The 16109-nt window shown below is 49.4% G+C and carries 18 protein-coding genes and 1 other RNA gene; 9 read left to right on the forward strand and 10 right to left on the reverse strand.

The annotated features are described in order from the left end of the window. Nucleotide 1: 1 nt before the first annotated feature. The 6 genes from ASG34_RS06345 to mraZ are packed head-to-tail and all read right to left on the reverse strand — an operon-like array spanning nucleotide 2 to nucleotide 6293. Nucleotides 2-1384, reverse strand: a complete 1383-nt coding sequence (locus ASG34_RS06345; RefSeq protein ID WP_055828224.1) for a UDP-N-acetylmuramoyl-tripeptide--D-alanyl-D-alanine ligase — start codon at nucleotides 1382-1384, stop codon at nucleotides 2-4. Next, nucleotides 1381-2808, reverse strand: a complete 1428-nt coding sequence (locus tag ASG34_RS06350) for a UDP-N-acetylmuramoyl-L-alanyl-D-glutamate--2,6-diaminopimelate ligase (protein WP_055828226.1) — start codon at nucleotides 2806-2808, stop codon at nucleotides 1381-1383. Before ASG34_RS06350 ends, ASG34_RS06345 begins: the two co-directional genes overlap by 4 nt. Further along, entirely contained in the window at nucleotides 2805-4532 is a 1728-nt protein-coding gene (locus ASG34_RS06355; protein ID WP_055828229.1) for a peptidoglycan D,D-transpeptidase FtsI family protein, read from the reverse strand. Before ASG34_RS06355 ends, ASG34_RS06350 begins: the two co-directional genes overlap by 4 nt. Before the next feature lie 19 nt (nucleotides 4533-4551). Beyond that, complete coding sequence (gene ftsL, locus ASG34_RS06360) at nucleotides 4552-4854, reverse strand: cell division protein FtsL (RefSeq protein WP_055828231.1); 303 nt, start codon at nucleotides 4852-4854, stop codon at nucleotides 4552-4554. A 9-nt stretch (nucleotides 4855-4863) separates the two neighbouring features. After that, on the reverse strand, nucleotides 4864-5850 hold the full coding sequence (gene rsmH / locus ASG34_RS06365) for a 16S rRNA (cytosine(1402)-N(4))-methyltransferase RsmH (protein ID WP_055828233.1): 987 nt from the start codon (nucleotides 5848-5850) through the stop codon (nucleotides 4864-4866). Next, nucleotides 5847-6293 (reverse strand): division/cell wall cluster transcriptional repressor MraZ, encoded by a 447-nt coding sequence (mraZ, locus tag ASG34_RS06370; RefSeq protein ID WP_055828236.1) that lies wholly within the window; start codon nucleotides 6291-6293, stop codon nucleotides 5847-5849. The genes rsmH and mraZ overlap by 4 nt, the downstream gene beginning before the upstream one ends. 337 nt (nucleotides 6294-6630) lie before the next feature. Here mraZ and ASG34_RS06375 point away from each other — a divergent pair, with 337 nt between their 5' ends. Beyond that, the gene (locus tag ASG34_RS06375) at nucleotides 6631-6966 is read left to right on the forward strand and encodes a glutaredoxin family protein (protein ID WP_235559687.1); all 336 of its coding nucleotides are present in this window, start codon (nucleotides 6631-6633) and stop codon (nucleotides 6964-6966) included. Nucleotides 6967-7005: 39 nt separating this feature from the next. Here the strand turns inward: ASG34_RS06375 and rnpB are convergent. Further along, nucleotides 7006-7373: RNase P RNA component class A (rnpB, locus tag ASG34_RS07995), an RNA gene on the reverse strand. Between the two features lie 93 nt (nucleotides 7374-7466). On the opposite strand from rnpB, the gene ung reads away from it, so the two are divergent. After that, entirely contained in the window at nucleotides 7467-8150 is a 684-nt protein-coding gene (gene ung, locus ASG34_RS06380) for a uracil-DNA glycosylase (RefSeq protein WP_055828239.1), read from the forward strand. 76 nt (nucleotides 8151-8226) lie between these two features. Here the strand turns inward: ung and pyrC are convergent, their stop codons facing one another. Together pyrC and rsmI are read right to left on the reverse strand one after the other, a co-directional pair. Then, entirely contained in the window at nucleotides 8227-9261 is a 1035-nt protein-coding gene (pyrC, locus tag ASG34_RS06385; RefSeq protein ID WP_055828242.1) for a dihydroorotase, read from the reverse strand. A 21-nt stretch (nucleotides 9262-9282) separates the two neighbouring features. After that, complete coding sequence (gene rsmI, locus ASG34_RS06390; RefSeq protein ID WP_055828245.1) at nucleotides 9283-10131, reverse strand: 16S rRNA (cytidine(1402)-2'-O)-methyltransferase; 849 nt, start codon at nucleotides 10129-10131, stop codon at nucleotides 9283-9285. Between the two features lie 85 nt (nucleotides 10132-10216). Here rsmI and ASG34_RS06395 point away from each other — a divergent pair, with 85 nt between their 5' ends. From ASG34_RS06395 to ASG34_RS06405, 3 genes are all read left to right on the forward strand, one after another. Next, nucleotides 10217-10573 (forward strand): YraN family protein, encoded by a 357-nt coding sequence (locus ASG34_RS06395; protein WP_055828248.1) that lies wholly within the window; start codon nucleotides 10217-10219, stop codon nucleotides 10571-10573. Nucleotides 10574-10675: 102 nt separating this feature from the next. Then, a complete protein-coding gene (locus ASG34_RS06400) occupies nucleotides 10676-11245 on the forward strand; it encodes a BON domain-containing protein (protein WP_055828251.1) in 570 nt (189 codons plus the stop codon). Nucleotides 11246-11274: 29 nt separating this feature from the next. Next, nucleotides 11275-11568 carry a DUF3579 domain-containing protein gene (locus tag ASG34_RS06405; RefSeq protein ID WP_055828253.1) on the forward strand — a complete coding sequence of 98 codons (294 nt, stop codon included), beginning with the start codon at nucleotides 11275-11277 and terminating at the stop codon, nucleotides 11566-11568. Nucleotides 11569-11599: 31 nt separating this feature from the next. Here the strand turns inward: ASG34_RS06405 and ASG34_RS06410 are convergent, their stop codons facing one another. Beyond that, the gene (locus ASG34_RS06410) at nucleotides 11600-12034 is read right to left on the reverse strand and encodes a peroxiredoxin family protein (RefSeq protein WP_235559688.1); all 435 of its coding nucleotides are present in this window, start codon (nucleotides 12032-12034) and stop codon (nucleotides 11600-11602) included. 292 nt (nucleotides 12035-12326) lie between these two features. Here ASG34_RS06410 and trxA point away from each other — a divergent pair, with 292 nt between their 5' ends. The 4 genes from trxA to ASG34_RS06430 all read left to right on the forward strand — a co-directional run bounded on the left by trxA (nucleotide 12327) and on the right by ASG34_RS06430 (nucleotide 16099). Further along, nucleotides 12327-12653 (forward strand): thioredoxin TrxA, encoded by a 327-nt coding sequence (gene trxA / locus ASG34_RS06415; protein WP_019883507.1) that lies wholly within the window; start codon nucleotides 12327-12329, stop codon nucleotides 12651-12653. Between the two features lie 80 nt (nucleotides 12654-12733). Further along, nucleotides 12734-13993 (forward strand): transcription termination factor Rho, encoded by a 1260-nt coding sequence (gene rho / locus ASG34_RS06420; protein WP_055828259.1) that lies wholly within the window; start codon nucleotides 12734-12736, stop codon nucleotides 13991-13993. A 102-nt stretch (nucleotides 13994-14095) separates the two neighbouring features. Beyond that, nucleotides 14096-14296, forward strand: coding sequence for a 50S ribosomal protein L31 (gene rpmE, locus ASG34_RS06425; RefSeq protein ID WP_055828263.1), 201 nt, complete (start codon nucleotides 14096-14098; stop codon nucleotides 14294-14296). A 135-nt stretch (nucleotides 14297-14431) separates the two neighbouring features. Further along, nucleotides 14432-16099, forward strand: coding sequence for an ArnT family glycosyltransferase (locus tag ASG34_RS06430; protein ID WP_055828265.1), 1668 nt, complete (start codon nucleotides 14432-14434; stop codon nucleotides 16097-16099). The last annotated feature ends 10 nt before the right edge of the window (nucleotides 16100-16109 follow it).

The following is a 16109-nucleotide window of genomic DNA, read 5'->3' on the forward strand; positions in this document are numbered from 1 at the left end:
CCTATTTCCCCACCAGTTCGGCGGCTTGTGTTTCCACCAATGCATTGACTACCCGCTCCATTTGCATAAAGCGCGAGCCTTTCACCAGTACGATGTCTTCTGCGGATGTGTTTGCCTGTAATGCAGCAATTAATTTTTCTATTGAATCGAAATGCTGGCCTTGCTCGCCAAAGGCTTTAATGGCTGCCTGGGTGTGATTACCCAAGGCATACATCACATCGATACCATTATTTTTTGCGTAACTGCCAACCGTGGCATGCATGGCTTCGGCGTCATCGCCCAGTTCACCCATATCGCCCATCACAAATACGGTACGTAGTTTGTAGTTACGCAACACATCGAGTGCGGCTTTCATCGAATCAGGATTGGCGTTGTAAGTGTCATCAATCACTTTGGCGCCGTTAGCGGCAGTTTTTTGTTGCAAGCGGCCTTTGACGCCACCAAACCCTTGCAGGCCTTGTGCCACTTCTTGCAGACTGGCGCCAGCAGCTATGCTGGCAGCAGCGGCAGCTAAAGCGTTCATGATGTTGTGTGTACCGGGCACGGCCAATGTCACAACAATCCCTTCATTCTGATAATGCACACTGAATGAAGATGATTCACCTGCTACCATTTCGCCGTGAACTTCAGCTTCAGGACTCATACCGAAAGTCATCACACGTCGTTGTTGATTCAAACCGCGCCAGTAAGTGAAAAACTCGCTATCCGCATTGATCACTGCAATACCATCTTCAGCCAGTCCGGCAAAAATCTCGCCTTTGGCGTTGGCAATATTTTCACGCGAACCCAGTTCGCCGATATGGGCGGTGCCGGCATTGTTAATCGCAGCCACATTCGGGCGGGCGATGCGGGTCAGGTAATCAATTTCACCCAGATGGTTCATACCCATCTCGATCACCGCAATACGGTGAAAAGGACGCAGGCGCAGCAGCGTCAAAGGCATGCCGATATCATTGTTAAAGTTTCCGGCAGTCGCCAATACCTTGTCAGCACCGCCAACATGTACTTGCATAATGGCGGCAATCATTTCTTTGGTAGTGGTTTTGCCATTGCTGCCGGTGACCGCAATCATGGGCGTGCCAAGATGCTGGCGCCAATATTCCGCCAGCTGGCCCATCGCCACGCGTGTATCTTTTACTTCTATTGTTGGCAACTCGGTTTTGACTGGATGTGTGACCAATGCAGCCGCTGCACCTAATGCGGTTACCTGTGGCAAATAATCATGTCCATCAAACTTTTCACCAGGCAAAGCCACAAACAACTGGCCTGGCTGTACGCGGCGGCTATCGCTATCTACAGAGGTCACTGTAATCTCGGCATTTTGCCCGTGCAGCGTATGTAATGTGCCATGCAATACGTTGGCGATGGTTTGCAAGGTCATCATGATTGCGCCCTCTTTTTCAGCGCACTCAGCACCCACTCGGCATCGCTAAATGGATAGCGTATGCCTTGTATTTCCTGGTAATCCTCATGACCTTTGCCTGCCACCAACACTACATCGCCCTTGTTTGCACGCATGACTGCCATTGCAATTGCTTTGGCACGGTCGGTTTCCATGCTGAATTCGCGGGTCAGGCCTTCGGAAATGGCAGCAATAATTGCATAAGGATTTTCGCTGCGCGGATTGTCATTGGTAACGACCACGCTATCAGCCAATGCACCGGCAATACGGCCCATTTCAGTGCGTTTGCCGGCATCGCGGTCACCACCGCAACCAAATACGCAGCTCAGTTTTCCGCGTGCCTGAATACGCAAAGTCTGCAAGGCTTTTTCCAGCGCGTCCGGCGTATGTGCATAATCCACCACAACCAGTGGCAGGTCACCACCACCGAACATCTGCATGCGACCAGCGACCGGCACCAGACCAGAAACCGCCTGCAAAGCCGCTGGCAGGGCCACGTCATTGGCCAGCAAACACCCAAGCACAGCCAATACGTTATAAACATTAAATTGACCCAAGGCATGCAGTTGCACCAAACCATTACCTTGAGGTGTGCGCACCTGGATTTCAAAACCAGTCGCATGCATGGTGACGGCTGTTGCGCATATATCCGCCTCTTGCATGCCATAACTCAACACCTGCTTGCCCTGTTTACGCAGGCGGTCAATCAGTTCGACTCCGAACGCATCATCTGCATTAATCACAGCCGCAGATAACGTCTGCCAGTCAAACAATTTTTGCTTGGCCGACTGATACGCTTCCATGGTGACGTGGTAATCAAGATGATCACGCGTGACATTGGTGAATACAGCAACATCGAACGACACGCCATTGACACGGCCCTGATCAAGGCCATGGGATGAAACTTCCATGGCGACCATCTGCACATCTTCCAGCAAGAAATTGGCTAGTATTTTCTGTAACTCGACCGGGCCTGGTGTAGTGTTTTGCGTAGGTTGCAAATCATCCAGCGTACCGTTGCCCAAAGTACCAATCACTGCCGATTTACGTTGCAGGAAACGGTAAGCCTGTGCCAGCCAGTGGGTAACAGTGGTTTTGCCATTGGTACCGGTGACGCCAATGCACCATAATTGCTCGGTCGGGTCTTTATAGAATTGGCTCGCAATATGGCCCACCTGCGACTTCAGGTCTGGAATCGCGATATTGTGTACAGTCCACTCCGGATTCCAGTCGAAACCCAGGCTATCCCAGATAATCGTATTGGCACCTTTGGCAATCGCATCCGGAATGTAGTCGCGGCCATCGCCGTGCTGCCCCGGGTATGCCAGGAATAAGCCATGCTTCTCTACCTGGCGGCTATCAGCCGTGATCCCGTGTACCGGCGCTGGAATAATGTACTTACTCACATGGCCTCCGGTACCGCTGCGGCTTCTGCAGGTGTGGCCAAAGGCAAAGCATTACCATCCTGAGGAACCGCCAGCATACGTAATACATCATTCATGACAGCACTGAATACCGGCGCAGCTACGCTGCCGCCGTAATATTCGCCATTGTTTGGCTCGTCTATCATCACCGCCATGATCAGGCGCGGGTTAGAAGCGGGCACCATACCGACGAAAGAACCTACATATTTGTCATGCTCATAGCCATGAGCGCCCAGTTTGTGCGCAGTACCGGTTTTACCGCCGACGCGATAACCGGTCACTTGTGCTTTCAATGCGGTGCCGCCTGGCTGCACCACCAGTTCCAGCATATCTTTGACTGCATTTGCTACCTTGGCAGAAAATACCTGACGGCCTACTGGTGGCTCAGATAGTTTGGTTAGCGTTACAGGCAGCAATTCGCCTTCATTGGCGAACACAGTGTAGGCACGAGCCAATTGCAATAAAGTCACGCTGATACCGTGCCCATAAGACATGGTGGCCTGCTCGATAGGACGCCAGGTTTTGTAATCGCGTACCTTGCCAGAAGCCTCGCCCGGAAAACCGATTTTTGTCGGCGAGCCAAATCCGAGCTGAATGTAGGTATTCCATAACTGTTCGCGGTTGAGCTCCAGCGCCATTTTGGCCGAGCCGACGTTGGAAGATTTCTGGATGATCTGCGACACGCTGAGCATCTGGTTAGGGTGCGCATCGTGAATGGTGGCTGTGCCTACGCGTAAATAGCCAGGTGCGGTCTGGATTTTGGTATCCGGCTGGTAAGGCCCGAATTCCATGGCAGCGGCTGCGGTGACCGGCTTCATGGTAGAGCCAGGTTCAAAAATATTGACGATGGCTGAGTTACGCAGTTTACTGGCGACATTGCCCGGATTATTCGGGTTGTAGGTGGGAATATTTACCAGCGCCAGCACTTCGCCGGTTTTGGCATCCAGTACCACTGCGGCACCTGCTTTGGCTTTATGTTTCTCAACCGCGCGCAACAACTCTCGGTGCACTACATATTGCACGGTGCGGTCTATGCTCAACACCAGATCCTGGCCATCATGTGGCAGTTTAATCGCGACCAGGTCTTCAACCACATGGCCTTTGCGGTCTCGCACAAAATCGCGCTTGCCGGAAGTGCCGGACAAGACGCTGTTACGATAGAGCTCCATGCCCTCAACACCAGTGTCATCCACCCCTGTGAAACCGACGATATGTGCCGCCACTTCTGCCGCAGGGTAGAAGCGTTTGTATTCTTTCTGACTGAATACGCCGGGCACTTTCATCGCCATCACCAGTTTTGCCACATCGGGCGCTACTCTCCGTTTGATATATACAAATTCTTTTTTCTTTTGCTGCACTTTTTGCTGCAACTCTTTTGGCCGCATTTCCAGCAACTTGGCCATTTGCTTCAACTGCGCCGCCGAGATATTGACATCGGTCGGGTTCATCCATAACGACTCCACCGGCAGGCTGATTGCCAATGGCTTGAAGTTACGGTCATAAATCTTGCCGCGGTGAGGCATCAATTCCACTTTACGCCGTGAAAAGGCTTCACCTTTTTTAATCAGATAATCCTTGTGCAGGGTTTGCAGGTAAAACCCGCGACCCAGCAACAATACAAAACCCAACAACAACAGCACCAGCAGCGTTCTTCTACGCCAGGCCGGCAATTTCACCAGCTTATGTTGACTCTCTTTAAGCAGCATGACCGTTCACTAATTCACACTACTTAGTCGCTGCCGGCACAACAATAGGCGCCGTCGGCACATCCACTACAATGACCTGCGTTTGCTGCATGCTAGGGCTGTGCATATGCAAACGTGCGGTGGCAAACTCTTCCAGCCGCGAATGCATGGCCCAGGTACTTTGCTCAATCTGCAACTGGTCATACTCAGTCATATATTGCTTGGTCAGCATTTCCTGTCGGTCAAGCTCAAAATACAACTTGCGTGCCTTGTATTGCGCGGTGACCACCCCTAGTGCCATGGCAATCGTCAATACAAATAAAATCAGGTTCAGGCGTATCATTCAAAACCGTTACTGAACACTTGTGCGCTCTGCCACGCGCAACACCGCACTGCGTGAACGCACATTTGCAGACACTTCAGCCTGGCTTGGCTTAGTGGCCTTACCTACTGAAATCAGACGCGGCTGTGGTATATCCTTCGCACGCACCGGCAAACCCGCCGGCAAATTATCCCTGTCCATTTCAGACTGGATAAAACGCTTGACGATACGGTCTTCCAGCGAGTGAAAGCTGATCACTGCCAGACGGCCACGCTCACGCAGCAAGCGCAAACAGTCAGGCAACACTAGCGAGAGTTCCTCAAGCTCTTGATTGACGAAAATCCGTAAAGCCTGAAATGTGCGCGTTGCAGGGTTCTGGCCCGGCTCAACCTTGTGGATGGCGCCTGCCACGATCTTGGCAAGTTGTCCCGTAGTGGTGATGGCATGCCCATCTTCGCGCTCCTTAACAATCGCCCTTGCAACCTGCTTAGCAAACCGTTCTTCACCATAGTCCCTTATCACCTCAACCAATTGCTTCTCTGAAATTGTCGCTAACCACTCGGCGGCGGTTTTGCCACGACTCTGATCCATACGCATATCCAGCGGCCCGTCAAAACGGAAACTGAATCCACGCTCACCTTCATCAATCTGCGGGGAAGAAATCCCCAAATCGAGCAAAATGCCATCCACCGCTTCCACGCCCAACTCCGCCAGCACCTCTGTCATGCCGGAAAAATGGGCATGCGCGATGTTAAAACGCGTATCGGAGATGCTTTTTGCATGGGCAATAGCCGCCAGATCGCGATCAAGCGCAATCAGGCGACCTTGTGAACCTAACCTGGAAAGTATCAGGCGACTATGCCCGCCGCGCCCGAATGTGCCATCCACATAAACGCCATCGGCACGCACATTAAGCGCATCGACTGCCTCATGCAAAAGCACCGTGATGTGGCTGGCGGCTGGCGACACAGACGTTTCCGTCGAAGACGCGGGCGCTGACTTCGCGCCCGCCATCATAGTGAGAATCCCTCTAGTTCTTGAGGAATCTGTAATTGATCGGTAGACATGAGCTTTTCCAACTGCTGATCCCAGGCAGCTACATCCCACAACTCGAAATGGCTACCCTGGCCAACCATCATCACATCTTTATCAAGCCCGGCAAATTTGCGCAGCACCGCATTCACCAACAAACGGCCGGCAGAATCCAGATGCATGACATCCGCCTGGCCGACAATCATGCGCTGGATACCACTGATTTGAGGATTGAAACTGGACAAACTGGTCAGCTTGGTTTCAATAGGCTCCCAAGCCGCTTGCGGATATAAAATCAGGCAGCGATGCGGATGCGCAGTCAACACAACTTCGCTTTGACCGCCTGCGGTCAGGGCGTCACGGTGCTTGGCCGGCACACTGAGCCGCCCTTTAGCATCCAAACTTAACTGTACTGCCCCGCGAAACATGGTTAACTGATCACCTTTTTTGTACGTTTATGAGAAAATTTCCCACAATTCAACACAAAATCACCCTTTTGCACACTATAGATAAATTAAAAGTGCTTGGCAAGCACTTTCATGGAAAATTTTCTTTAAAGACAAAGACTTACGACATTTTAACAAACCAATTCAAATCAACATATTGCAGCAATGAATACACAATGTTGTTTAATAAAAATAGCTATCCCATTGAAAATATTGAATAATTAAAAAATATAAATATTTGAGTTATTTTTTGCATTAAATACCGTGACAATTGGTCGAATAACCAGCATTTAAATACACACATTTATCCAACATATATATGTCGCGAAAACTGAAGTTTTTCTTGATAGGCACAGCTATTTTGTTAGCCATGGAATGGCGTTCTTTACTTTATTACTTATCGCCGCCACCAGATTTTGGCAAGGGCAAAGTCACCCTTTACGCAACTGACTGGTGCCCTTATTGTGCAAAAACGCGCGCATTGCTTGAGCAATTGCATGTGCCATATAAGGAATACAATATTGAAACGTCAGAAGAAGGTAGAGATCAATATCAGCGCCTGGCCGGTAAAGGTGTGCCGGTGTTATTGATTGATGGAGAAGTGGTGCGCGGATTTAATGAAAAGACTATTGTTGCTGCGCTAGCGCAATGGTAAGGCAGCCATGTTCAAAACAAACTGAAAACAAAACAGGAAGAGTAAAGCCAACCGGTAAGCCGGGTTCTGTAACTACTTGCGTAGCTGACAGTCATTCCTCTAGGCGTGCAATTACTCACACGCTCAAGCTATCTACCCGCTGGCAGCGCGAGCCACGCCTTATTACTTGCGTAAAATGCCAGCCTATTTGATATTGCTGCAGATGGAGGTTACCGCGTTTCACCCGTTTCGACGCAAGCTCGCAACAAGTTGCTCCCAGGTCGAACCGACTCGTCTCTGTGGCCCTATTCCTCACCTTATACTGTTTCCAGCTTTCAGCGTACGGCCGTTAGCCGTCATCCCGCTCTGTGCAGCCCGGACTTTCCTCCCCCTAGCAAATGCCAAGCGGCGACTGTCTGGTTGGCTTCATGGTCATTTTAACATGCCACAAGCTAGCGACACTCGTCAGATGCAAGAGCGTCGTATAATTTCACAACCAACTCTTTTAAATACAACACAATATGTCCCAAGAAAAAACCGGCCAACTCGATCCTTCATGGCAAGCCAAGATAGGCGAAGAACTTGATAAGCCTTACATGCAGTCTCTCAAGGCTTTTTTGCAGCAGGAGAAAGCTGCGGGTAAAACGATTTACCCGCCCGGGCCGCTAATTTTCAATGCATTTAATCACACCCCGTTTGACCAGGTACGTGTGGTGATTATCGGGCAGGATCCTTACCACGGGCCGGGGCAGGCGCATGGCTTGAGTTTTTCGGTACAGGCGGGCGTGGCTTTACCGCCATCACTGATGAATATCTTTAAGGAAATCGAATCAGACATTGGCATTCGCATGAGTGGCAGTGGTGATTTAACACCTTGGGCAGACCAGGGCGTTCTATTACTGAATGCCACGCTGACTGTGCAGATGGCAACTGCCGGTTCGCACCAGAACCGCGGCTGGGAGCAATTTACCAATGCGGCGATTACCGCCCTGAATGCTTACAGGGAAGGACTGGTGTTTGTGCTGTGGGGAAGTTATGCGCAAAAGAAAGGAGCCATGATAGACCCCAACAAACATTTGATTTTAAAGTCTGTGCACCCGTCGCCACTATCGGCGCATCGCGGTTTTTTTGGTAACCGCCAATTTTCCCAAATCAACGATTACCTGGTTTCGCGTGGACAATCGCCAATTTCATGGCAGCTTTAGGATAGTTACCGTGCTGCAGGCAGGTTGAACCTGGCCTATGCAGACTCATGTATACCGCAAGTCACTATCAACCTTTTTACACCAGTTTCCATGCGATAGTCTGCCCGGCACGCAACGGCACTAACACATCATCGGCGAAGGGGATTGACTCCGGCACCAGCCACTCCTCTTTACGTAAGGTGATTTTGTCAGTGTTGCGTGGCAGATGGTAAAAATCCGGCCCATAAAAACTGGCAAACCCTTCCAGCTTGTCCAGCGCGCCCGCTGCTTCAAAGGCTTCCGCATAGAGCTCAATGGCTGCATGTGCGGTGTACATGCCGGCACATCCGCAACTTGCCTCTTTCGCCGATTTTGGATGCGGCGCACTGTCGGTGCCGAGAAAGAATTTTGGCGAGCCTGAGATCGCCGCTTTGACTAAAGCCTGCCTGTGCGTTTCACGCTTAAGCACTGGCAAGCAGTAGTGATGCGGGCGAATGCCACCGGTAAACATGGCATTGCGGTTCATTAGCAAGTGATGCGCAGTGATAGTCGCTGCCAGATTATCCGAACCTTGCGCCACAAACTCAGCAGCATCTTTGGTAGTGATATGTTCGAATACAACTTTCAGGCCAGGGAAGTCTTTCAGTAAAGGCTGCAAGTGTCGCTCAATAAACACTTTTTCGCGGTCAAACACATCAATCTCGGCATCAGTCACCTCGCCATGTATCAACAATGGCATGCCAGATTTTTCCATTTCAGCTAACACAGCGGCACATTTTGCCAGGCTGGTGACGCCGGAATCACTATTGGTAGTAGCACCCGCCGGATACAACTTCACCGCCTTGACTACGCCATCCTGATGCGCACGCGAAATTTCTTCAGCCGCCATATTGTCGGTCAGATAGAGCGTCATCAGTGGCTCAAAAATCAGCGCCGCAGGCAATGCCTGCCTGATGCGATCATAATAAGCACGTGCGGCATCAGCGGTTGATACTGGTGGGCGCAAGTTTGGCATCACGATGGCGCGGGCAAATTGTTTCGCCGTATCCGGCAATACTGCTTTTAAAGTCTCGCCATCGCGCAGGTGTAAGTGCCAGTCATCGGGGCGGGTAATCGTCAGTTGGGTTGTCATCTTGAATAATATATTGAAAGTTTAAACGGCGTCTTTTAATGCCAGCGCCGCCTCATAGAGTTCGTTTTTCTTGTAGCCGGTAATATCTGTCGCCAGCGCAACGGCCTGTTTCAAAGGCAGCTCTTGCAACAAGCGCTTGAGAATACGCTGGGTTTCATCATCCAGCCCTTCCGCTTTGACTTCAGGCGCAGGATGAACCAGCAACACAAATTCGCCGCGCTGCTGATTACTGTCTGCTTCTAACCAGTTTACAGCCTCTGTCAAGCTACTGACATGTATGGTTTCAAAGGTCTTGGTCAGCTCGCGTGCAATGGTTAGCAAACGCGCCCCGCCAAATACTGTTTGCAGATCTTTTACGCACTCGATAATCCTGTGTGGCGCCTCATATAACACCAATGTGGAAGGATAAGCTTTTAACAGCTCCAGCCGCTTGCGACGCTGCGAGCCACTGGCGGGTAAAAACCCTTCGAAACAGAACCCTGTTTGCACAATGCCTGAGGCAGATAAGGCCGCAATCACGGCACTGGCACCGGGGATGGGCACTACTTTCAAGCCCGCCTCCAGCACTGCATGCACGACTACTGCTCCGGGGTCACTAACGGCTGGGGTACCGGCATCTGTCACCAGCGCAATGGATTCACCAGCCTGCAATCGCCTTAGCAAAGCTTCCGCAGAATGTTGTTCGTTGTGTTCATGCACTGCAATCAGGGGCTTGCTAATTCCGAAATGCCGTAAGAGACCAACGCTGTGCCGGGTATCTTCAGCCGCAATCGCATCGACCAGTTTCAACGTCTCCAGCGCACGCAGGGTGATATCACCCAAATTGCCGATCGGTGTCGCCACCACATATAATGTACCCAACTCACTCATGCCGCCATTTTAAGGCATCGCGACCTTTTCGCTAAGCACTATAGTTTTCCCAGGCATTTAAAAAGATGATCATTACCCGCAAACTATGAAACTTAACCTCAATAATAAAGGCATTGCTGCTGAGGCAGCGGCGGCCAGGTTTCTTAAGCAACAGGGCCTGGTATTGGTTGCGCAAAACTACAGTTGCCGGTTTGGCGAGATCGATCTGATCATGCAGGAAAAGAGCACACTGGTATTTGTTGAAGTCCGACTTCGCAGTAATCAGAAGTTTACCAGTGCCGCGGACAGCATTCACCACCATAAACAGCAAAAATTGATTCGCGCTGCGCAGTATTATCTGCAAAGCCAGGACATTAATCGCCCCTGTCGTTTCGATGCTGTGCTGTTTAACGAGCCTAGTTTTGAATCCCCAAACTGGATTCGTAATGCAATCGAAACATAAAGAGCGTAGAATTTTATTTAACGTCTGCTGTCCATTATTTATCCATAACCAATCTTCTTAGTTTTTCTCGCAAACCTTAGTGTTGTAAATCAAGGAAACTTCATGAATAAAAAAATCTCCGCCATTGCCCTGTTATTAATCAGCACACAACTGAGTGGCTGTTTTCCCGCTATTGTAGGTGGTGCCGCAGCGGGTGGCGCGATGGCTGCAGATCGTCGATCTTCAGGTATTTATGTTGAAGATGAAAATATCGAGCTAAAAACACTGAAACGCATTTCGCAATACATGGATAAAGAATCCCATATTAATGTGACCAGCTATAACCGCATTGTGTTGCTGACTGGCGAAGTGCCAAACAATGGGCAGCAGACACAGGCTGAAACATTGACACGTGAAGTGTCCAATGTGCGTGATATCCACAATGCGATTACTGTCGGCCCGGCTTCGTCAATTGGTGATCGCAGCAACGATACTTATATTACTACCAAAGTCAAAACGCGCTTCCTTAGTGAAAACCTGTTCCCATCCAATGTGGTAAAAGTAGTGACAGAAGCCAGCGTTGTCTACCTGATGGGTATCGTGTCTGAAAAAGAAGCTGAAGATGCGGTAGAAATCGCCCGAACTACCGAAGGCGTGACTAAAGTAGTCAAAGTTTTTGAGTACACCAAATAATTTTTTATATAAAGCTTTAAGGAAACTGAATGGAAGACCAGGAAATTATCATTCAAGGGATTACGCTTGCCGGAAAACCCTTTCGCCCCAGCGATTGGGTAGACCGCATGTGTAGCACCTTCGCCAGTTTTGGTGTTGATAAAAAATTACGCTACTCGCCTTATTTAAAACCCAAGCTGGTAAATAATGTGCGCAGTCTCTCGGTGGATATGAAATTGAAGCAGGTCAACCCTGAAGGGTTTGAACAGCTGATCCAGTTTGCTACAGAAAATCAGCTCAGCATTATCAATGCGGCGGGTGAAGCGGTCACTATCGACTCTTAGCACTTACATTATTAATACCGCTGGACTCAGCTCAAGATGCGGCCTCTTTTAGCAATTGCTCCAACCAGCGCTTGCTAACAGGACCGCGTTTCACTTTATACAATTGCCCATCAGGCTTATAGATATAGGTAGTAGGTAATACTTCGGGCTCCGGCACTGGTTTCTTTTGCGTACTGCCCAAGATAATGGGATACGAAATCAGCATATCTTCCGCAAAGTCAGTCACAGACTTTTCAGTTTTGTATTGCACCGCCACACCCAGCACCATGACATTTTTCAGCCGTTGCTCATCATAAAATGCGACCAGTTCAGGCATTTCTTCCAGGCAGGGTGGGCACCAGGGTGCCCAGTAATTGACCACCACCCATTGACCCCGGTAGCCAGATAATTTATGCGTTTTACCTGCCGTATCCTGCATGACCCATGTCTGGAGCGGGTCAGCTTGCAGGCTGATCATCCAAAGCATGCCAAGTAATCCTATGCATAAGTTAAAACGGTTACCGCCCATAATTACCTTTAACTCGAACTTTCTGCTATTGAAAACCACACAATAGAACACATATAAGGCTATGTTTGAAAAAAACTTGATTCTGCTGGAAATCTGTTGCTATACTTGCTGCAAACACTTTTAGTAATTTCATATTTTCAGCAAATTACTAATTCAAACTATTTTAGCCAAACAATATTTAGCGCCAACATCAGAATTTTTCTGTGCAATTCCACTCTATCAATTCTTCACCCATTCTTACGAGGCAATAATGAGCGACAACATTACCCATTTAAGCGATGCCAGCTTTGAACAGGAAGTTTTACAATCTACGGTTCCGGTACTGGTTGATTACTGGGCTGAATGGTGTGGCCCTTGTAAAATGATTGCACCTATCCTGGATGATATCAGCAAAGAATACGCTGGCCGCCTGAAAGTTGCCAAACTGAATATCGATGATAACCAGAATACGCCACCTAAGTATGGCATTCGTGGGATCCCTACTTTAATGCTGTTTAAAAACGGCAATGTAGAGGCCACAAAAGTAGGCGCACTCTCCAAGTCTCAACTCAGCGCGTTTATCGACAGCAATATTTAATCCATTCACCCGGTTTCAAATAACTTCGAAACCGGGTTTTCTCTTCTTATTCTCCGACGTCTCAATCTAGCGAGTCACTCATGCACTTATCCGACTTAAAACATCTCCCCGTTACCGAACTGGTAGAAATGGCCACCAGTAACGAAATCGAAAATGCTAGCCGCATGCGCAAGCAAGACCTGATTTTTGCCATTTTGAAAAACAAAGCAAAAAAAGGCGACAGCATTTTTGGAGATGGGACGTTGGAAGTGCTGCCAGACGGTTTTGGCTTTTTGCGCTCACCTGATACTTCTTACCTGGCCGGTCCGGATGATATTTATGTGTCTCCCTCGCAAATCCGCCGTTTCAACCTGCATACAGGGGACAGCATTCAGGGTGAGATTCGCACCCCAAAAGATGGCGAGCGTTATTTTGCGTTAGTTAAAGTAGACAGCGTTAATGGCGAAGCGCCAGAGAATACCAAGCACAAGATACTGTTTGAGAACTTAACACCATTATTCCCAACCATTCCGCTCACACTTGAGCGTGATATTCGCGGTGAAGAGAACATCACCAGCCGCATGATCGATATCATTGCACCAATCGGCAGAGGCCAGCGTGCCTTGCTGGTGGCCAGCCCGAAAAGCGGTAAAACGGTCATGCTGCAAAATGTGGCACATGCCATTACAGCCAACCATCCTGACTGTGTGATGATTGTATTGCTGATTGATGAGCGTCCGGAAGAAGTGACAGAAATGACCCGCTCGGTACGCGGTGAAGTGGTCGCTTCAACCTTTGACGAGCCGGCAACACGTCACGTACAGGTCGCAGAAATGGTGCTCGAAAAAGCCAAGCGCCTGGTCGAACACAAAAAAGATGTAGTCATTCTTTTAGACTCCATTACCCGCCTGGCCCGTGCATACAACACAGTCATTCCATCATCCGGCAAAGTATTAACCGGTGGTGTGGATGCAAATGCCTTGCAAAAACCAAAACGTTTCTTCGGTGCGGCACGTAATGTGGAGGAAGGTGGCTCACTCACCATCATCGCCACTGCACTGGTAGACACTGGCTCTCGTATGGATGATGTCATTTACGAAGAGTTTAAAGGTACCGGCAACATGGAAATCCACCTGGATAGACGCATGGCCGAGAAACGTATTTATCCAGCCATTAACGTTAATAAATCCGGTACCCGCCGTGAAGAGTTGTTGCTGGATAAAGATATACTGCAAAAAATCTGGGTATTGCGCAAATTGCTCTACCCTATGGATGACCTTGAAGCGATGGAATTCTTGCTGGATAAAATCAAGGCCACTAAAACCAATAACGACTTTTTTGACAGCATGCGCCGCGGTTAATGTTAGATAGCGTTGAATTATTACGAGAAATCTATTGATTAATAGAATGAATTGGGTGATAATCGCGCGCTTACCGCAACTGCTTAAAGATAGAGAGAAAGCATGAAAGCCGACATTCACCCAACATACCCAGAAATTAACGTCACCTGTAGCTGTGGCAATAAATTCAAAACCCGTTCTACCAGCGGCAAAGATCTGAGCATCGAAGTATGTTCACAATGCCACCCTTTCTACACTGGCAAACAGAAGATTGTGGATACCGCTGGTCGCGTTGAGAAATTCCGCCAAAAATACGGCATGTAATTGGGTGGAATGTATTCTAAAAAGGCAGCATGGCTGCCTTTTTTGTTTTTAACGCATGCTACTTTATCTTGTTTACCCCTGATGGTTTACACTAGATAGCAGCATAGGCACATAACTTGAGCACACAGCAGACACATGCAGTTTTTTATTGATCACGATTGGCAGGAAAATATGGCCACTCCGCGCGCCAAGGTGGGGGAACGGGCCAAAACACACCTGCTGATTCTGCTATGTACCATCTGGTTATGCGTAGGCTTAATCGGTCACTCACCATGGAAACCTTTCGAATCGCAATCGGCCAGCATTATCCAAAGCCTGATTGACCACCCCTTTTTATCAGCACAAAGCTGGACCGATGGTCACTGGATTGCGCCGGTGTCTGCAGGGCACCCAGCACTTGAAACCCCTCCGCTGTTTTACTGGGTTGCTACCGCATTTTCACAAACCCTCTCCCCTTTATTACCGATTCATGATGCGGCACGCTTAAGCGTGGGTATCTGGATGCTGGTCACGCTGCTGATGATGGGATTGAGTGGCCGTGAATTATGGAACTTGGGTGCAGGACGACAGACCAACTTTATATTTATCGGCTGTCTGGGGCTAGTGGTCAGCGCACATACCATCATGCCAGAAGTAGCTGCGCTCAGCGGCATCAGCATGGCCTTTTATGCATTGACGCTGGTGATACGCAAACCGGTAAGGGCAATGTGGTTGCTTGCTGGCGGATTACTGATTGCCTTTTTATCAGCAGGATTATTACCCGCTGCCATGGTTGCGGGGACTACTGCAGGGGTGATTTTCTTGCCTGTGATACGGCAGCGTATGGAGGCCAAACGTGCTTTACTGCTTGGCATCACACTGGCATTACCCGGCATTATACTGTGGTGCCTGTTATGTCAGCAGTGGGCAAATGGCTTGTGGGCGGCCTGGTGGGCAACGCAGGTGACTGTACAAATACCAAGTAACCATGTGTATTTTATGCGGACGCTTGCTTGGTACGCATGGCCGGCCTTGCCGCTTGCATTATGGGGAATCTGGCGCTTCAGGCATGCAGTGCTGAACACTTACCGCTTTCAGCTCAGCCTGATTTTTTTTGTATGGGCATTCGTGCTAATCGGTTTTTTCAGTGATCGCAGCGAAGTAAATGCCTTGCCGCTGCTGATACCGCTAACGGCTTTGGCGGCTGGTAGCATAGAAACCCTTAAGCGCGGCGCAGCGGGCGCATTAAACTGGTTTGGCCTGATTTTATTCGGCTTGCTGATCGCGATTGCCTGGTTAGGGTGGTGGGCGATGCTAACGGGTCATCCGATCAGACTTTACCAGCGTCTGGCTTACTTGTCTGGCCTGCAAACCATCCAGCTTAGTGTGCTTTACGGTGCCATTGCAGTGGCGGTGACATTGATCTGGTTATCCGGCGTGATACGTTCCAAGCACTCCAACCGCTCCAGTGCGACTAACTGGGCTATCGGCATGACCTGTGCATGGACTGTATTTATGAGTTTATGGTTACCGATGATAGAAGCGGCCCGTACTTACCAGCCTATTTTTGAAGATATGCGTAATCATTTGCCTGCACACTACCGCTGTATCAGCAGCCGCAATATTGGTTCTTCACAAGCAGACTTGCTGCATTACCACGCCGGCATTCGTCTAACAGCAGAATCAGCAGGGTGTGACTTGCTGCTAATTGAGGATCAGCCAGGTAAGCGCCACACCTCACCAGGCACGGAGTGGTCGTTAATTTGGGAGGGTGAGCAAAGCCGCCAGAGTAAAGAGTCTTACAGGCTGCTTCAGCATCGTTAATCTATAGACG

The sequence above is a fragment of the Methylophilus sp. Leaf416 genome (genome assembly GCF_001424665.1).
Classification (GTDB): Bacteria; Pseudomonadota; Gammaproteobacteria; order Burkholderiales; family Methylophilaceae; genus Methylophilus.